General features: G+C 61.5%; 15 protein-coding genes, 1 tRNA gene and 1 riboswitch. Of the genes, 11 read left to right on the top strand and 5 right to left on the bottom strand.

Going from position 1 to position 15,314, the window contains the following annotated elements:
• The first annotated feature begins 176 nt into the window (after positions 1-176).
• From pstC to phoB, 5 genes are all read left to right on the top strand, one after another.
• Entirely contained in the window at positions 177-1,661 is a 1,485-nt protein-coding gene (gene pstC / locus ACQY1P_RS07280) for a phosphate ABC transporter permease subunit PstC (RefSeq protein ID WP_062453934.1), read from the top strand.
• Positions 1,658-2,974, top strand: coding sequence for a phosphate ABC transporter permease PstA (pstA, locus tag ACQY1P_RS07285; protein ID WP_113109437.1), 1,317 nt, complete (start codon positions 1,658-1,660; stop codon positions 2,972-2,974). Before pstC ends, pstA begins: the two co-directional genes overlap by 4 nt.
• Before the next feature lie 15 nt (positions 2,975-2,989).
• On the top strand, positions 2,990-3,805 hold the full coding sequence (gene pstB / locus ACQY1P_RS07290) for a phosphate ABC transporter ATP-binding protein PstB (RefSeq protein WP_430255874.1): 816 nt from the start codon (positions 2,990-2,992) through the stop codon (positions 3,803-3,805).
• A gap of 51 nt (positions 3,806-3,856) precedes the next feature.
• Positions 3,857-4,570 carry a phosphate signaling complex protein PhoU gene (gene phoU / locus ACQY1P_RS07295; protein ID WP_062453931.1) on the top strand — a complete coding sequence of 238 codons (714 nt, stop codon included), beginning with the start codon at positions 3,857-3,859 and terminating at the stop codon, positions 4,568-4,570.
• A gap of 125 nt (positions 4,571-4,695) precedes the next feature.
• On the top strand, positions 4,696-5,379 hold the full coding sequence (gene phoB, locus ACQY1P_RS07300; protein ID WP_062453930.1) for a phosphate regulon transcriptional regulator PhoB: 684 nt from the start codon (positions 4,696-4,698) through the stop codon (positions 5,377-5,379).
• Here the strand turns inward: phoB and ACQY1P_RS07305 are convergent.
• Positions 5,361-6,275: a DMT family transporter gene (locus ACQY1P_RS07305; protein WP_430255876.1), complete on the bottom strand. Its 915-nt coding sequence runs from the start codon at positions 6,273-6,275 to the stop codon at positions 5,361-5,363. The two genes, phoB and ACQY1P_RS07305, sit on opposite strands and share 19 nt — an antisense overlap.
• 125 nt (positions 6,276-6,400) lie before the next feature.
• Between ACQY1P_RS07305 and ACQY1P_RS07310 the strand changes: the two genes are divergently transcribed.
• Entirely contained in the window at positions 6,401-7,189 is a 789-nt protein-coding gene (locus ACQY1P_RS07310) for an ArsR/SmtB family transcription factor (protein WP_430255878.1), read from the top strand.
• On the opposite strand, the gene ACQY1P_RS07315 is transcribed toward ACQY1P_RS07310, so the two are convergent.
• Together ACQY1P_RS07315 and ACQY1P_RS07320 are read right to left on the bottom strand one after the other, a co-directional pair.
• Complete coding sequence (locus ACQY1P_RS07315; RefSeq protein ID WP_062453928.1) at positions 7,128-7,562, bottom strand: PACE efflux transporter; 435 nt, start codon at positions 7,560-7,562, stop codon at positions 7,128-7,130. The genes ACQY1P_RS07310 and ACQY1P_RS07315 overlap by 62 nt on opposite strands.
• A 196-nt stretch (positions 7,563-7,758) precedes the next feature.
• The gene (locus ACQY1P_RS07320; protein ID WP_062453927.1) at positions 7,759-8,298 is read right to left on the bottom strand and encodes a GcrA family cell cycle regulator; all 540 of its coding nucleotides are present in this window, start codon (positions 8,296-8,298) and stop codon (positions 7,759-7,761) included.
• A 451-nt stretch (positions 8,299-8,749) separates the two neighbouring features.
• On the opposite strand from ACQY1P_RS07320, the gene ACQY1P_RS07325 reads away from it, so the two are divergent.
• The 3 genes from ACQY1P_RS07325 (at position 8,750) to ACQY1P_RS07335 (ending at position 12,102) form a co-directional block, all read left to right on the top strand.
• On the top strand, positions 8,750-9,946 hold the full coding sequence (locus ACQY1P_RS07325; protein WP_113109440.1) for an aspartate aminotransferase family protein: 1,197 nt from the start codon (positions 8,750-8,752) through the stop codon (positions 9,944-9,946).
• Positions 9,947-9,995: 49 nt separating this feature from the next.
• Positions 9,996-10,913, top strand: a complete 918-nt coding sequence (gene argF, locus ACQY1P_RS07330; RefSeq protein WP_062453925.1) for an ornithine carbamoyltransferase — start codon at positions 9,996-9,998, stop codon at positions 10,911-10,913.
• 199 nt (positions 10,914-11,112) lie between these two features.
• Entirely contained in the window at positions 11,113-12,102 is a 990-nt protein-coding gene (locus tag ACQY1P_RS07335; RefSeq protein ID WP_092663650.1) for an Hsp33 family molecular chaperone, read from the top strand.
• 13 nt (positions 12,103-12,115) lie between these two features.
• Here ACQY1P_RS07335 and apaG read toward each other — a convergent pair whose 3' ends face one another.
• A complete protein-coding gene (apaG, locus tag ACQY1P_RS07340) occupies positions 12,116-12,508 on the bottom strand; it encodes a Co2+/Mg2+ efflux protein ApaG (protein ID WP_062453923.1) in 393 nt (130 codons plus the stop codon).
• Positions 12,509-12,674: 166 nt separating this feature from the next.
• Positions 12,675-13,865 (bottom strand): O-succinylhomoserine sulfhydrylase, encoded by a 1,191-nt coding sequence (locus tag ACQY1P_RS07345; protein ID WP_062578956.1) that lies wholly within the window; start codon positions 13,863-13,865, stop codon positions 12,675-12,677.
• Positions 13,866-13,911: 46 nt separating this feature from the next.
• Positions 13,912-13,989: riboswitch (SAM riboswitch) on the bottom strand.
• Positions 13,990-14,062: 73 nt separating this feature from the next.
• Here ACQY1P_RS07345 and ACQY1P_RS07350 point away from each other — a divergent pair.
• Complete coding sequence (locus ACQY1P_RS07350; RefSeq protein WP_325264025.1) at positions 14,063-15,157, top strand: 2'-deoxycytidine 5'-triphosphate deaminase; 1,095 nt, start codon at positions 14,063-14,065, stop codon at positions 15,155-15,157.
• Between the two features lie 70 nt (positions 15,158-15,227).
• A tRNA-Gly gene (locus ACQY1P_RS07355) sits at positions 15,228-15,301 on the top strand.
• Positions 15,302-15,314 lie beyond the last annotated feature (13 nt).

The raw sequence follows: 15,314 nt of genomic DNA on the forward strand, positions 1-15,314 counted from the left end.
GCGCCGCTTCTTGCGGCGCCGGTCTTCTTTCGTGCCAGGCGGCGACTTGTCCGTCGTGCGACAGAAGCAAAGCTTGGCGTCAGTCGCTGCGTTTTGGATGGCGAAACATATTGATTCCGATGGTGGGATTTGTGCGGTAATGGGTGCCGTCGATGGCGGTAGGCCGGGGGATTTTAATGAGCACACCATTGATTTTATTGATTCTGGCGATAATTGCGATCGCTTGTTACGTTGTCGGAACCAGGCACGCCCTGGCAATCGCCGGCGGCCGTTCCTCAAAGCTTCATTCACGTCCGGGCTACTACGGCACCTTCGTCGCACTCTGCGCCGTTCTGCCGTCGGTTCTCATCCTGGCCGCGTGGCTGGTCGTCAGCCCCCTCTATATCAACTCCACTGTCCTCGATGGCTTTCCTGAAGACGTAAAGGCGCGTTCGCCGGCCGAACAGGGTCTCTCCTTCGGCATGGTAAGCTCGCTTGCGCGCGGCATGAACGTACTGAGCCTGGACGAGATCGAGCGCATCGGCGGAAATCCCGTCGAACTGCGCGCAGCGCTTGGCGCTAAGGGCGTCCCGCTTGCCGGCGACCCCGAACCATACATGGTCGAGTCCGCTGGCGATCTCAACGTCATGACCAAGATCAGCAACTGGGTTATGACCGCGGTAGTCCTTCTGGCAGCCCTGATCGGCGCCGGCTTTTCCTACACGCGCATCGCGCCGCGGTTTCGGGCTCGCAACCGTGTCGAGAAGGTGATCCTCGCCAGCCTCGTCGTCGCATCCTCGATCGCGATCCTGACGACGGTCGGCATCGTCGCCTCGATGCTGACGGAAGCGACCCATTTCTTCACCAGCATCCCGCCGTGGGAATTCTTCTTCGGCACCGTGTGGGATCCGCGCTTTGCGGCCGCCGGCGCCACGGACTCGGCTGGTCAGTTCGGCCTTATCCCGCTGCTTCTCGGCACACTCTATATCGGCTTCGTCGCCATGCTCGTTGCCGTCCCGAGCGGTCTGTTTTCCGCGATCTACATGTCGGAATACGCCTCCCGCGGTGTCCGCTCCGTGGCAAAGCCTCTGCTCGAAGTTCTCGCCGGCATTCCCACCATCGTCTACGGCTTCTTTGCCCTGACGACGGTCGGCCCATTCCTGCGCGACCTGTCTTCGCAGCTGAACGGCCTTGTCACAGGCGATTACGCCAACTTCATCCAGGCACAGAGCGTTCTCACTGCCGGCTTCGTCATGGGCATCATGCTGATCCCTTACGTCTCGTCGCTGTCGGACGACATCATCACCGCCGTGCCGGGAACGCTTCGTGACGGCTCGCTCGGTCTCGGCGCCACCCAGTCCGAAACCATCAAGAAGGTCGTCCTGCCGGCAGCCCTGCCGGGCATCGTCGGCGCCCTCCTGATGACCGCCTCGCGCGCCATCGGCGAAACCATGATCGTGGTGCTCGCCGCCGGTGTCGCCGCCCGCATGCAGCTCAACCCGTTCGAGCCGATGACGACGGTGACCGTCAAGATCGTCAGCCAGCTGACGGGCGACCTTGAATTCACCTCGCCGCAGACGCTCGTCGCCTTCGCACTCGGCATCACGCTGTTTGCGATCACGCTTTGCCTCAACATCTACGCGCTCTACATCGTGCGCAAATACCGGGAGCAGTACGAATGACCGACGTGGTTTCCTCCACCGCCGGCGTCTTGGCCAAGCCTGCCCGTCGCGATATCGGTATCAAACGCCGCTACGCCGCCGAGCGCCGCTTTCGTGCCTATGGCATCGCTGCTCTCTCGTTCGGCATCCTGTTCCTGATGCTCCTTCTGTGGTCGGTCGTCTCGAAGGGCTATACCGCCTTTCAGCAGACGATGATCACCATCCCTGTCGAGTTCTCGCAGCAGATCATCGACAAGGATAATGTGCGGGCTACGGATCCGGCCAAGCTGATGACGGCCAACTACCCGATCGTCGCCCGCAATGCGCTGGCGAAGGTTCTGGGCGTCGCCGAAAACGATCGCCAGGGTCTGCGTGCCGTCAACCAGATGATTTCGGACGGCGTTCGTGGCCAGCTGCGCGATATGGTCGTTTCCGATCCTGAGATCATCGGCACGACCCAGACGGTTTCGCTCCTGGCGGCCGGCGATATCGACAGCGCCGTGAAAGGCCAGATCAATCTCGACGTGGCGGAAACCAGCCGCAAGGTGTCCGACCAGCAGGTCGGATGGATGAAGCAGCTGACCGACAGCGGTGCGCTCGCCAAGGAATTCAACACCGGCATTTTCTTCAACGGCGCGTCCAGCCGTCCGGAAGCAGCCGGCGTCGGCGTCGCTCTGATCGGCTCCTTCTACATGATGCTGATCGTGCTCGTCCTGTCTCTGCCGATCGGCGTCGCAGCCTCGATCTATCTTGAGGAGTTTGCCCCGAAGAACCGGTTCACCGACCTGATCGAGGTCAACATCAACAATCTCGCAGCGGTCCCGTCGATCGTCTACGGTCTCCTCGGTCTCGCGGTCTTCATCAACTTCATGGGCCTACCGCGCTCGGCCTCGCTGGTCGGCGGCCTGGTTCTGACGCTGATGACGCTTCCGACCATCATCATCGCCACCCGCGCGGCGCTGAAAGCAGTGCCACCGTCGATCCGCGCCGCAGCGCTTGGGCTCGGTGCCTCGAAGATGCAGACCATCTTCCACCACGTCCTGCCGCTTGCCATGCCCGGTATCCTGACCGGTACGATCATTGGCCTGGCGCACGCGCTCGGCGAAACCGCGCCGCTTCTCTTGATCGGCATGGTCGCCTTCGTGGCAAACTATCCGACCACGCCGATGGATCCGTCGACGGCACTGCCGGTACAGATCTACATGTGGGCCAACGAGGCGGAACGCGCCTTCGTTGAACGAACCTCGGGAGCGATCATGATCCTGCTCCTGTTCCTGATCTTGATGAATGTTGGCGCAATTCTCTTGCGACGCCGCTTCGAACGGCGTTGGTAGAGGAAGGGGGAAGCAATGAACATGATGTCAGAAGCTGCAGTTGAGAAGGCGCTGGTCAAGAAAATGAACGACGTTGCATATAAGATGATCGGCAAGGATGTCTCCGTTTATTACGGTGACAAGCGCGCTCTTTATGACGTGAACCTGAATGTCCGCCAAAATACCGTCACTGCTTTGATCGGTCCGTCTGGCTGCGGCAAGTCCACCTTCCTGCGCACGATGAACCGCATGAACGACACGATCGAGGGTTGCCGCGTCACCGGCAAGATCACGCTCGACGGCGACGATATCTACGACAAGGAAATCGACGTCGTGGAGCTGCGCGCCCGGGTCGGCATGGTGTTTCAGAAGCCGAACCCGTTCCCGAAGTCGATCTACGAGAACATTGCCTACGGTCCCCGCATCCACGGCCTTGCCCGCGGCAAGACGGAAATGGACGCGATTGTCGAGGCAAGCCTGCAGCGCGCCGGCCTCTGGGCAGAAGTCAAGGATCGCCTGCATGAAGGCGGTACCGGCCTTTCCGGCGGTCAGCAGCAGCGCCTTTGCATCGCCCGTGCGATCGCCGTTTCGCCTGAAGTCATTCTGATGGACGAGCCGTGCTCGGCACTCGACCCCATCGCCACGGCCAAGGTCGAGGAACTGATCCACGAACTGCGCGCCAACTACACGATCGTGATCGTCACCCACTCGATGCAGCAGGCAGCCCGCGTTTCACAGCGCACGGCAATGTTCCATCTCGGCCATCTGGTCGAGGAAAACGATACCGACAAGATGTTCACCAATCCGGATGACCAGCGCACCCAGGATTACATCATGGGCCGCTTCGGCTGATGCGGGCGCAGAGCCCGTCAGCCGCAACTGCAGACATCAAGGATCAGACACATGGTTTCGACCCATATTCTCTCGGCCTATGACGAGGAACTGAAATACCTGAACCGCCGGATCTCCGAAATGGGCGGCCTGGCGGAGCAGATGTGCGGTGATGCCGTGCGTGCGCTCGTCAACTCCGACTCCGCACTGGCCCAGAAGGTCATCTCGGACGACGTCATTCTCGACCATGCCGAGCGCGATATCCAGGACAAGGCGATCGTCACCATCGCCAAGCGTCAGCCGATGGCGGCCGACCTTCGCGAGATCATCGGCACGCTGCGCATCGCAGCAGACCTGGAACGCGTCGGCGACCTTGGTAAGAACACCGCCAAGCGCGTGCTCGCCGTGCAGGGAACAGGCGTCCCGCGCAAGCTCGCCCGTGGTTTGGAGCATCTTTCCGAACTGGCGCTGGTGCAGCTCAAGGACGTTCTTGATGTCTTCGCCAACCGCTCTGCGGAAAAAGCCGAGATCATCCGCCAGCGCGATGAAGAGATTGACGCGATGTACACCTCGCTGTTCCGCGAACTCCTCACCTACATGATGGAGGATCCGCGCAACATCACCACGTGCACCCATCTCCTGTTCTGCGCCAAGAACATCGAGCGCATCGGCGACCACGCGACCAATATCGCCGAGACCATCTACTACATCGCGACCGGCGCACAGCCGGAGGGCGAACGTCCGAAAGACGATACGTCCAACATGCTCGGCTCCGCCGGGACATGATGCAGCTCGCCCGAAATCGCCCGCCGGTTTCGGGACGATAACTGCCAAAACCAATGACCTGAAGCAGCGCGAGCGGATCTGGCGGATCTAAGTGCAGTTCGGGACGAGTGACGGAGCAAGTCGGAATGCAGCCGAAGATCGCAGTCGTGGAAGACGAAGAGGCCCTCAGCGTCCTCCTTCGGTATAACCTGGAGGCCGAGGGTTACGAGGTCGATACCGTGCTTCGCGGTGACGAAGCGGAAATCAGGCTTCAGGAGCGCGTTCCGGATCTTCTCATTCTCGACTGGATGCTGCCGGGCGTTTCAGGCATCGAACTCTGCCGTCGCCTGCGTATGCGGCCGGAGACGGAACGCCTGCCGATCATCATGCTGACGGCGCGCGGCGAAGAAAGCGAGCGCGTTCGCGGGCTTGCCACCGGCGCAGACGACTATGTGGTCAAGCCGTTTTCGACACCGGAGCTGATGGCCCGCGTCAAGGCGATGCTGCGCCGTGCCCGACCGGAGGTGCTTTCGAGCGTCCTCAAATGCGGCGATATCGAACTCGATCGCGAAACCCATCGCGTTCACCGCAAGAGCCGCGAAGTTCGCCTCGGGCCGACAGAGTTTAGACTTCTGGAATTCCTGATGGCCTCGCCCAGCCGCGTCTTTTCGCGCTCGCAGCTGCTCGACGGCGTCTGGGGCCATGACATCTATGTCGACGAGCGTACCGTCGACGTGCATGTAGGGCGCCTCCGGAAGGCGCTCAACTTTTCCAACATGCAGGACGTCATCCGCACGGTCCGCGGTGCCGGCTACTCGATGGAAGCCTGAGCACCGCGTCTCCTAGCCGGCAGCGTCATGGCAATCACGCCGGTCACGACGCAGGCGAGACCGAGCCAGGCTGTCGAGGCAAGTGTTTCGCCGAGAAACACGACGCCGATGCCAACGCCGATCGGCACCCGCAGATAGGCCTGCGCCGTCGTGCCGACGGAGCCCAGCGTCTGGACCAGCCGGAAATAGATGACGAAGGCCAGCGCCGTCGAAAATACCGCCAGCGCCAACAGGGCGAGCATGGAATCGGCGCTGGGCGTCAGCGTCCAGGGCCGATCGACCACGAGGCTCACGGGAATGAGGATGGCCGCCCCTGCAATCAGCGATCCCGCGGCGGGCATCATCGGGTCCAATCCTTTAAAATTCTTGCCGAAGATGGCAGCCGCCGCATAGCAGATCGTCGCCGCCACGATGGCGAGTTGCGCCCAGAGGTTCTCGCCCGAGCCGGCAAGCGCCTCCATGCCGACGATCAGGCATATGCCGACAATGCCTGCGGCAACTCCAAACAGCTTGGCCGCAGAGACGCTTTCATGGCGGGTGATCAGCGCCGTCAACAGAAAGGCGAAGATCGGCGTCGTTGAACTCAAGATGGTGGCAAGGCCCGCATCGGTCGTCTGTTCGGCCCAGGCGATGAGGGTGAAGGGGACCGCGCTGTTGAGGCAGGCCTGAACCGTGAAAAGCTTCCAGGTCTGCCGGTCGGTCGGCAGCTTCAATCCGCGAAGGCGTAGTGCCGCAGCGAGAATGAGCCCGGCGACCAGTGTTCTGACGGCAATAAAGGTGACAGGCGAAATCGTCTCCACACCGACTTTGATCAGCGTGTAGGACGCGCCCCAAAGCGTCGCGAGCGTGAGGAGCAGCAACAGATCCGTTGCCATGCTTGTTTTGGTGTCCGCCATTCCAGTTCCTATCCCCATCCATGCAATCTCCGCCCGCTCTTAGCGGAGAGAGGAAAAGAAATGCTTCGGCGACGGCCGAACCGTTGATCGCTGACGGCAAAGTTTTCCGGTGCTAGAACTGGATCATGTCCAATATGGTTTCAGGAAATACGATTGCGGAAGTTGCAAGCCTGATCGGCGATGTCGCGCGCGCCAACATGCTGTCCGCGCTGATGGGCGGCCAGGCGCTGACGGCGGGCGAACTGGCACGCCATGCCGGCGTCACCGCGCAGACAACCAGCGGCCATCTCGGCAAACTGGCCAAGGCGCATCTGATCGCAGTCGAGAAGCAGGGCAGGCACCGCTACTACCGGCTTGCCTCTCCGGAAGTCGCGCACGTGATCCACGCGTTGATGGCAGTCGCCGCGGATGGGCCGAAGCGCCATCATCCTGTCGGCCCGAAAGACGAGGCGTTACGGCTTGCCCGCACCTGTTACGATCACATGGCAGGCCGCCTCGCCATCGCGCTCGCCGACTCCCTGACCGGCAACGGCTATCTGCTGCTCGGCGATGGAGCAGGCCTGATCACCGACGAGGGCAGACGGTTCTTTTGTGATTTCGGGATCGATCTCGACCAGCTGACCCGCTCGAAACGCCCTCTGTGCCGGACATGCCTCGATTGGAGCGAGCGGCGGCCGCATCTGGCGGGACAGCTGGGCGGAGCGCTGCTGTCCCGCGCACTCGCCGTCGGCTGGATCGGTCGCCGGGAGGAAACCCGGGCCCTGCGGATCACGCGCGCCGGAGAGATCGGGTTTGCCGAGACATTCAGGCTTCCATCGGACTGGCGTATCGCACCGTCCGAAACTCTGATGGTCAGGCGGCTTCCTGGGTCTTCCATTCCGGCAGCGGGAACAGCTTGTCGTAGCCAAGATTGAAGAGATAGGCATAGACCACGTAGAACAGCGCGATCGCGATATCCATTGTCAGCGCATGGAGAAGGGTAATCTGCAGATACCACGCGATAAACGGCATCAGCACGACCAGCAGACCGATTTCGAACAGCACCGCATGAGCAATGCGCAAGGCAGGCGTCTTTAGCGTCGTACCCCGTCGCGCCTGCAGAAAGCGGTCGAAACCCAGATTGTAGAGGTAGTTCCAGCCGGTCGCGACCGTCGCAGACACGACGCCGACAATGCCCATATGTTCGGCCGGCATGTCGAAGACGAAAGCGCCGAGCGGCACCATCATCAGAAGCCCGATGATTTCAAAGCTGATGGCGTGGCGAATACGGTCTCTTATCGAGCGCATGATCTTCCCCTTTAGGTGAGGTTCATGCCGGGTCGTCCCGGCGTTATGCCCATTCAGGGGGAGGTCGTCCTCTCTCGAGGCCGAAATAGGAGCCCAGGGAGTGCGAGGCAAGTTTTTTCAGCGCAAGTCAGCCATGCCGAAAACGCAAAAGGCGGGCCAGAGCCCGCCTTCGATCTTGTTTCCGCAGCCGCCTGACTTAGGACGCGCGAGCAGCCGGACGACGGCGCTCGTGCACCGGCTGGTAGGCAAGCTTCGCGTGATATTTGCAATAGGGCGACGCATCCTGCGCATCGCAACCGCAGAAATGAAAGTCGTCCGTCAGCGGATCGCCAACCGGCCACTTGCATGTGCGCTCGGTGAGATCCGTCAGCGACAGACGGCGCGAGATCGGCACAACGACGCTGCCGGAAGCGGTGTATTTCACCGGTTCGGCGACGTTGACGTCCTGATCTTCCTTGAGTGCGTTTGCACCCACCGTCCGTGCTGCGGGACGGGCTGTGTCGCGTCCGGCAAAGCTCGGCGCGCGCGGAGCTGCGGGCGCTGGGCGCTTGGATGCCGGGCGATTGGCCGACGCCGAACCGCCTGCTTTGGCGCGACCCGGAAGGTTGAGACGGTGCACTTTGCCGATCACGGCATTGCGGCTTACGCCTCCAAGTTGGGCTGCAATCTGGCTGGCGCTGAGACCTTCCGACCATAGTTTTTTAAGTCGCTCGACGCGCTCATCAGTCCAGTTCATGCCGTTCTCCGCCTTTGAACGTTGCTGGCAGACAGAATCCGTTCACCTCTGCGGCGAAATAAATCCGCCGCACCCACGCAATCTATGCTTCGAGGTGACTAGTTCCGCCGCATGCGTTCTAGTAATTGAGGATTAACCTAGTGTGTGGCTGACTCCGTGGCAAGAGTCGCTCGAATCGCCGCGAATCGATTTCGCGGTTTTCCCCAACTTGCTGCCCTCAAGAGTCATTTTTGTCACAGACCGAAATGCCGCAATACAGCATCAGGTTGCATCGCGGCATATGCCCCGGAAGCCCTATAAAACACCAAGTTTTGTTGACATGGAGGCACTTAGCCATGATAGTGCCCGCGCCGCCCGGTGGGCGGCATTTTTGATTTTTCAGGCCGCATTCCCGGTCTCCGGAGAGGTCTGGAGAGGGGGGTCGGAACCTACCCAGAGGAGTGATGTCGCCATGGCTGAAGCCGCACTTTACGACACGTTTGCCCGGGCACCTTTGCGCTTTGATCGAGGCGAGGGCGTATGGCTTGTGACGGAAGGTGGCGAGCGATATCTGGATTTCGGGGCAGGCGTTGCCGTCACCTCCTGCGGTCATTCCAATCCGCATCTGGTAAACGCGCTGAAGTCGCAGGCCGACAAGGTCTGGCACCTTTCCAACCTCTACGAGATCCCGGAGCAGGAGCGTCTGGCCCGCCGTCTGGTGGATGCCACGTTCGCCGACAAGGTGTTCTTTACCAATTCCGGCGCCGAAGCGCTTGAGACCGCCATCAAGACGGCGCGTCGCTATCATTTCTCCAAGGGGCATCCGGAGAAATTCCACATCATCACCTTCGAAGGTGCCTTCCACGGCCGGACCATCGCGACGATCGCCGCCGGTGGTCAGGAAAAATACATGGAAGGCTTCGGCCCGAAGGCGCCAGGGTTCGATCAGGTGCCGTTCGGTGATCTCGACGCCCTCAATGCTGCGATAAACGATAACACCGGCGCGCTGCTGATCGAGCCGATCCAGGGCGAGGGCGGCGTGCGCGTCGTGGACAAGGAATTCCTGCGCGAGCTGCGTCGCATCTGCGACGACCGGGGTCTGCTGCTGATCCTCGACGAAGTGCAGAGCGGGGTTGGCCGCACCGGCCGGTTCTTCGCCCACGAACTGACAGGCATCACGCCTGATATCATGGCTGTTGCCAAGGGCATCGGCGGCGGCTTCCCGTTCGGCGCCTGCCTTGCGACCGCAGAGGCTGCTTCCGGCATGAAGCCCGGCATCCACGGCACGACCTATGGCGGCAATCCGCTTGGCATGGCCTGCGGCAACGCAGTGCTCGACGTCGTGCTCGCCGATGGCTTCCTTGAAAACGTCCGCGATGTCGCGCTCGTGTTCCGCCAGGGACTGGCAAGCCTGAAGGATCGCTTCCCGGATGTGATCGAAGATATCAGAGGCGAAGGCCTGATGCTCGGCATCAAGGCAAGGGTGCCAGCTGGCGATCTGGTCGTTGCAATGCGCGATGAGAAAATGCTGTCGGTGCCTGCGGGCGATAACGTCGTGCGCCTTCTGCCGCCGTTGACGATCACGGCGGAGGAAGCCCGCGAGGGGCTCGCACGGATCGAACGGGCAGCGGAAAAGCTGACCGAGGCAGAACTCAAGAAAACAGCCTGAGCGCGATGAGGGGTGCCGGTGACGGTTCCCCTCGATAGGGGACGATAGCATGGCATCACCAAAGCATTTCCTGGATCTTTCGGCGGTTTCGCCGGAGGATCTTCGCACCATTCTCGACGACGCGAAAAGCCGCAAGCAGGCCTTCAAGGCCGGCAAGGGCGACCAGCCGCTCGCCGGCAAGATGTTGGCGATGATTTTCGAAAAGCCGTCCACCCGCACCCGCGTCTCCTTCGATGTCGGCATGCGCCAGCTCGGCGGCGAGACGCTCTTCCTGTCCGGCACGGAAATGCAGCTCGGCCGCGCCGAGACGATCGGCGATACGGCACGTGTCCTGTCGCGCTATGTCGATGCGATCATGATCCGCACCACCGATCACAACCGCATGCGGGAAATGGCCGAGCACGCCACCGTGCCTGTTATCAACGCGCTGACCGACGATACCCATCCCTGCCAGATCATGGCCGACCTGATGACCTTCGAGGAGCATCGCGGTCCTGTCAAAGGCAAGACCATCGCCTGGACGGGTGACGGCAACAACGTGCTGCACTCGCTCGTCGAAGGCTCGGCGCGGTTCGGCTACAAAATGAACATGGCCGTGCCAATGGGCTCCGAGCCGCATGACAAGTTCCTCAACTGGGCCCGCAACAATGGCGGCGAGATCATGCTCTGCCACGACGCCGAACGGGCGGTCACCGGCGCTGATGTCGTCGTCACCGATACGTGGGTGTCGATGAACCAGGAGCACAAGGCGCGTGGCCACAACATCTTCCAGCCCTATCAGGTCAACAAGGCGCTGATGGATCAGGCAAACAAGGACGCGCTCTTCATGCACTGCCTGCCGGCGCATCGCGGCGAGGAAGTCACCGACGAGGTCATCGACGGACCACAGTCGGTGGTGTTCGACGAGGCGGAAAACCGTCTTCACGCGCAGAAGTCGATCCTTGCCTGGTGCTTCGGCATCGTCTGAGGATCGAAAGCGCTTCCGACTTGAATTCGATGAGAGCCGCCACCATCTGACGGCTTTCAAAGCGCGCCGCCGAACGAGTGCGGCGCTTCAACACGATATCGTCAACGTTCTCAAATCCCCGGCCGGCGGTTCCGCTGCGGCTGGCGCTTGTGTAAAAGCGTTCGAGGAACTGAGAGCGCCGGCGCGAAGGAGTTAACTCATGGCGGAAGCGACTGTTGAACTGAACGAACTCGATTTTGCCGGCGACGACCGCGTCGTGCCCTTCCAGGTGGATGGCCTCGATGTGCGCGGCCGTGCGGTCCAGCTCGGGCCACTCCTCAACGCGATCCTCGGACGGCACGATTATCCGGCACCTGTCGCACGGCTGCTGGCGGAAGCCGTCGTGCTCACTGCACTGCTGGGCACTTCGCTGAAATTCGAAGGCAAGTTCACCATGCAGACCAAGGGTGACGGCCCGGTCGACCTGCTTGTTGCCGATTTCTCCACGCCGGATGCATTGCGCGCCTATGCCCGCTACGACGAGGATGCACTGGCCGAAGCCGTCGAGAACGGCAAGATCTCGCCTGCCGAACTGCTCGGCCATGGCTTTCTTGCGCTGACGATCGATCAGGGCCGCGGCATGCAGCCCTATCAGGGCATCGTTCCGATGGACGGCTCGTCGCTTGAAGAAATGGCCGGCGTCTACTTCCGCCAGTCCGAACAGATCCCGACCAGGGTTCGCCTCGCCGTCGCCGAACTCATCGACCGCGACGAGGACGGCAACCCGCGCCACAACTGGCGCGCTGGCGGACTTGTCGCCCAGTTCCTTCCACAGGCGCCTGAGCGCATGCGCCAGCCCGACCTGCATGGCGGCGACGGTGACGAACGCGATGCCGTCGAAGTCGAGGACGATGCCTGGTTAGAGGCGAGCACGCTGGTCGGCACCATCGATACGGACGAGCTGACCGATCCGCAGGTGGCGATCGAACGGCTGCTGTTCCGGCTGTTCCACGAGCGCGGCGTGCGGGTCTATGATCCGCAGACGGTGTTCGACCGCTGCAGCTGCTCGCGCGACAAGATCAAGGGCGTGCTGGACGGCTTCTCTGCGGAAGAAATCCACGCGAGTGTGGAAGATGGAGAAATCGCGGTAACCTGCGAGTTCTGCTCGACCACCTACAAGTTCGTGACGGAAGAATTCGAAAGCGCCTGATCCGCTTTGCGGGTCAGTTCAGAACGCGCACGACGCCTGGTGAATCCAGCGAGAAGGCGGGAATGTCGACTTTGAAAGTCTCGCCTTCGTCCGTCTTCATATCGTAGGTGCCGAACATGACGCCGGATGGCGTGTCGAGCGGGCACCCGGACGAATATTCATAGCTGTCGCCCGGCTCCAGTCGCGGCTGGTCGCCAACGACGCCTGGTCCGTCGACCTCGTCGACGATCCCGTTTTCGTCCGTGATGTTCCAGTAGCGGTGCACGAGCGTGACGCTGATCGAGGACTTGTTCTCGATGACGATCCGGTATCCCCAGACATAACGACTGTCCTCGGGGCTCGACTGCTCCTCGAGATAATAGGGCTCGACGGCGACGTCTATGTCTCTGGTGCGGGCGCGGTACATTGGCACCTCAAGATTGCTCATCGTGCCGATATCGTACAGTGGGGGAGAAAGGTCAAGAATTCTCGCGGCTTGCATCTGAGGCAATGTCGCGTTCTTGATGATAGGGATAACTGATATGGTAAACCCGGAGCGTTCCGGGTCTACCCATCGTTCGGCGTAAAGTCGATCAGATCTGCTTCAGCGCCTGCGCGAAATCTTCCAGCAGGTCGTCCGCATCCTCGATGCCGGCCGAAAAGCGCACGGTGCCGGGCGAAATTCCCAGTTCCGTACGGGCTTCGTCGCTGAGGTTTTTGTGCGTCGTCGTTGCCGGATGCGTGATGATGGAGCGGGTGTCGCCGAGATTGTTGGAGATGGTGACCACCTCCATGGCATTCTGCAGCTTGAAGGCCGCTTCCTTGCCGCCCTTCAGCTCGAAACAGACCAGCGTCGATCCGCCCGTCATCTGCTTGGCGATGATATCGGCCTGCGGATGGTCTTTGCGACCGGGATAGATCACTTTCGCGACCTTGGACTGCTCGGCCAGGAAATCGGCGATCTTTGCCGCATTCGACGTCTGCTGGGCAACGCGGATCGGCAGCGTTTCCAGCCCCTTGATTAGGGTCCATGCCGTGAACGGCGACATTGCCGGACCGGTATGGCGATAATAGTCCTGCAGGTGCTCCAGAACCCATTCGCGGTCCGAAAGGATGACGCCGGCAAGGCTGCGGCCCTGGCCGTCGATATGCTTGGTGGCGGAATAGACGACCACATGGGCGCCGAGTTCCAGCGGCCGCTGGAAGAGCGGCGTTGCGAACACGTTGTCGACCACCAGGCGGGCGCCGACCTGATTGGCAAGCTTGGCAACGCCCGCGATGTCGATCACTTCCAGCGTCGGGTTGGTCGGGCTCTCCAGAAAGAACACCTTGGTGTTCGGCTTGATGGCCGCTTCCCAGTTGGCAAGGTCGCGACCGTCCACCAGCGTGCACTCGATGCCGTAGCGCGGTGCGAGCGTCTCGACCACCCAGCGGCAGGAACCGAACAGGGCCCGGGCGGCCACGATATGGTCGCCGGCGCGAAGCTGGCACATGAGCGCTGCCGTGATGGCGGCCATGCCGGAGGCGGTGGCGCGGGCTTCTTCTGCACCTTCCAGCGCACACATGCGCTTTTCGAACATGTCGTTGGTGGGGCTGCCGTAGCGGGCATAGATATAACCGTCGGCCTCGCCCTTGAAACGGGCTTCGGCTGCTTCTGAACTGTCGTAGGCGAAGCCCTGCGTCAGGTAGATGGCTTCAGACATTTCGCCATATTGCGAGCGAAGCGTGCCGCCATGGACGAGCGTGGTGGCCGGGCGCCAGTTCTTGTTCGGGGATTTGCTCATGTGTTCATCACCTTCGTGATACAAAAAAACCGGCCGCAATCGCAGACCGGTTTTCAACCCGGTCTTTTTAGCCATTTGGTAACGTGGCTGCAAGCCGACCGGCCAAATCACCACGGGATAAAGCTGCCTTACGCCTCGCTTCCGCTTGCGTCAATGGTCCGCATTTGGTTTTGTCGCCCCCAAAATCTGAAAGAGACATGATGGCTCGCGAAACGGGAATTCTGGCGGACCGCGCCATTGCGGCGCTCTTCGAACAAGGACGGCTGAAGTCCGAGAGGGCGCTTGATCAGGACCAGATCCAGCCGGCGAGCCTTGATCTGCGCTTGGGCCAGAAGGCGTTTCGCGTGCGCGCCTCGTTCATGCCGGGGCCATTGAGCCTCGTGTCCGACAAGCTTGAGCGCCTCAGCCTGCACGTCATCGATCTCTCCCAAAGCGCCGTCCTCGAAACCGGTTGCGTCTATATCGTGCCGCTGATGGAAAGCCTCGATCTGCCGGCCGAGATGTCGGCTTCGGCCAATCCGAAAAGCTCCACCGGCCGCCTCGATATCTTCACCCGCGTCATCACCGACCGGGCCCAGGAATTCGACAAGATCCCTTCAGGCTATCGCGGTCCGCTCTATCTCGAAATTTCCCCGCGCACCTTCCCGATCGTCGTGCGCCAGGGCTCGCGCCTGTCGCAGATCCGCTTCCGCGTCGGCAACGCCCTTCTGCAGGAGCCGGAGCTTTTGGCATTGCATGAGGCGGAAACTCTGGTCGCCGCCGCGCAGCCGAACATTTCGGGCGGCGGCATAGCCCTGTCCATCGACCTTGCCGGCGACAAGGATGGCCTGATCGGCTATCGCGGCAAGCACCACACCGCCGTCGTCGATGTCGACAAGAAGGCCCAGCACGATCTGTTCGATTTCTGGGAGCCGATCCACAGCCGTGGCCGCAACGAACTGATCCTCGATCCGGATGAATTCTACATCCTCGTCTCGCGCGAGGCCGTCCATGTGCCGCCGCTCTATGCGGCCGAAATGACGCCGTTCGACCCGCTGGTCGGCGAATTCCGCGTCCATTACGCCGGCTTCTTCGACCCCGGCTTCGGCCACGAGGCCGCCGGCGGCCGCGGCAGCCGCGCCGTCCTCGAGGTGCGCAGCCACGAGGTCCCGTTCATCCTCGAAGACGGCCAGATCGTCGGTCGCCTCGTCTACGAACACATGCTGGAAGAACCCCAGGGCCTCTACGGCTCCGGCCTCGGCTCGAACTATCAGGCGCAGGGCCTCAAACTCTCCAAGCATTTCCGCAGCTAGGACATCCCCGGACGCTTCCACCCCGGCGACCTTGACAGACAAGGCCCATTGTTGGAAACCTTCCCCCGACGCGGGTGTAGCTCAATGGTAGAGCAGCAGCTTCCCAAGCTGAATACGAGGGTTCGATTCCCTTCACCCGCTCCAATCCCCCACCCGA

It is taken from the genome of Neorhizobium sp. DAR64872/K0K18 (assembly GCF_050500175.1).
GTDB classification, from domain to species: domain Bacteria; phylum Pseudomonadota; class Alphaproteobacteria; order Rhizobiales; family Rhizobiaceae; genus Neorhizobium; species Neorhizobium soli.

Bases quoted from the DNA above. Each gene is read 5' to 3' on its own strand.
- pstC (WP_062453934.1), top strand. From the start codon at position 177: ATGAGCACACCATTGATTTTATTGATTCTGGCGATAATTGCGATCGCT.
- pstA (WP_113109437.1), top strand. From the start codon at position 1,658: ATGACCGACGTGGTTTCCTCCACCGCCGGCGTCTTGGCCAAGCCTGCC.
- pstB (WP_430255874.1), top strand. From the start codon at position 2,990: ATGAACATGATGTCAGAAGCTGCAGTTGAGAAGGCGCTGGTCAAGAAA.
- phoU (WP_062453931.1), top strand. From the start codon at position 3,857: ATGGTTTCGACCCATATTCTCTCGGCCTATGACGAGGAACTGAAATAC.
- phoB (WP_062453930.1), top strand. From the start codon at position 4,696: ATGCAGCCGAAGATCGCAGTCGTGGAAGACGAAGAGGCCCTCAGCGTC.
- ACQY1P_RS07305 (WP_430255876.1), bottom strand. From the start codon at position 6,275: ATGGCGGACACCAAAACAAGCATGGCAACGGATCTGTTGCTGCTCCTC.
- ACQY1P_RS07310 (WP_430255878.1), top strand. From the start codon at position 6,401: ATGTCCAATATGGTTTCAGGAAATACGATTGCGGAAGTTGCAAGCCTG.
- ACQY1P_RS07315 (WP_062453928.1), bottom strand. From the start codon at position 7,562: ATGCGCTCGATAAGAGACCGTATTCGCCACGCCATCAGCTTTGAAATC.
- ACQY1P_RS07320 (WP_062453927.1), bottom strand. From the start codon at position 8,298: ATGAACTGGACTGATGAGCGCGTCGAGCGACTTAAAAAACTATGGTCG.
- ACQY1P_RS07325 (WP_113109440.1), top strand. From the start codon at position 8,750: ATGGCTGAAGCCGCACTTTACGACACGTTTGCCCGGGCACCTTTGCGC.
- argF (WP_062453925.1), top strand. From the start codon at position 9,996: ATGGCATCACCAAAGCATTTCCTGGATCTTTCGGCGGTTTCGCCGGAG.
- ACQY1P_RS07335 (WP_092663650.1), top strand. From the start codon at position 11,113: ATGGCGGAAGCGACTGTTGAACTGAACGAACTCGATTTTGCCGGCGAC.
- apaG (WP_062453923.1), bottom strand. From the start codon at position 12,508: ATGTACCGCGCCCGCACCAGAGACATAGACGTCGCCGTCGAGCCCTAT.
- ACQY1P_RS07345 (WP_062578956.1), bottom strand. From the start codon at position 13,865: ATGAGCAAATCCCCGAACAAGAACTGGCGCCCGGCCACCACGCTCGTC.
- ACQY1P_RS07350 (WP_325264025.1), top strand. From the start codon at position 14,063: ATGATGGCTCGCGAAACGGGAATTCTGGCGGACCGCGCCATTGCGGCG.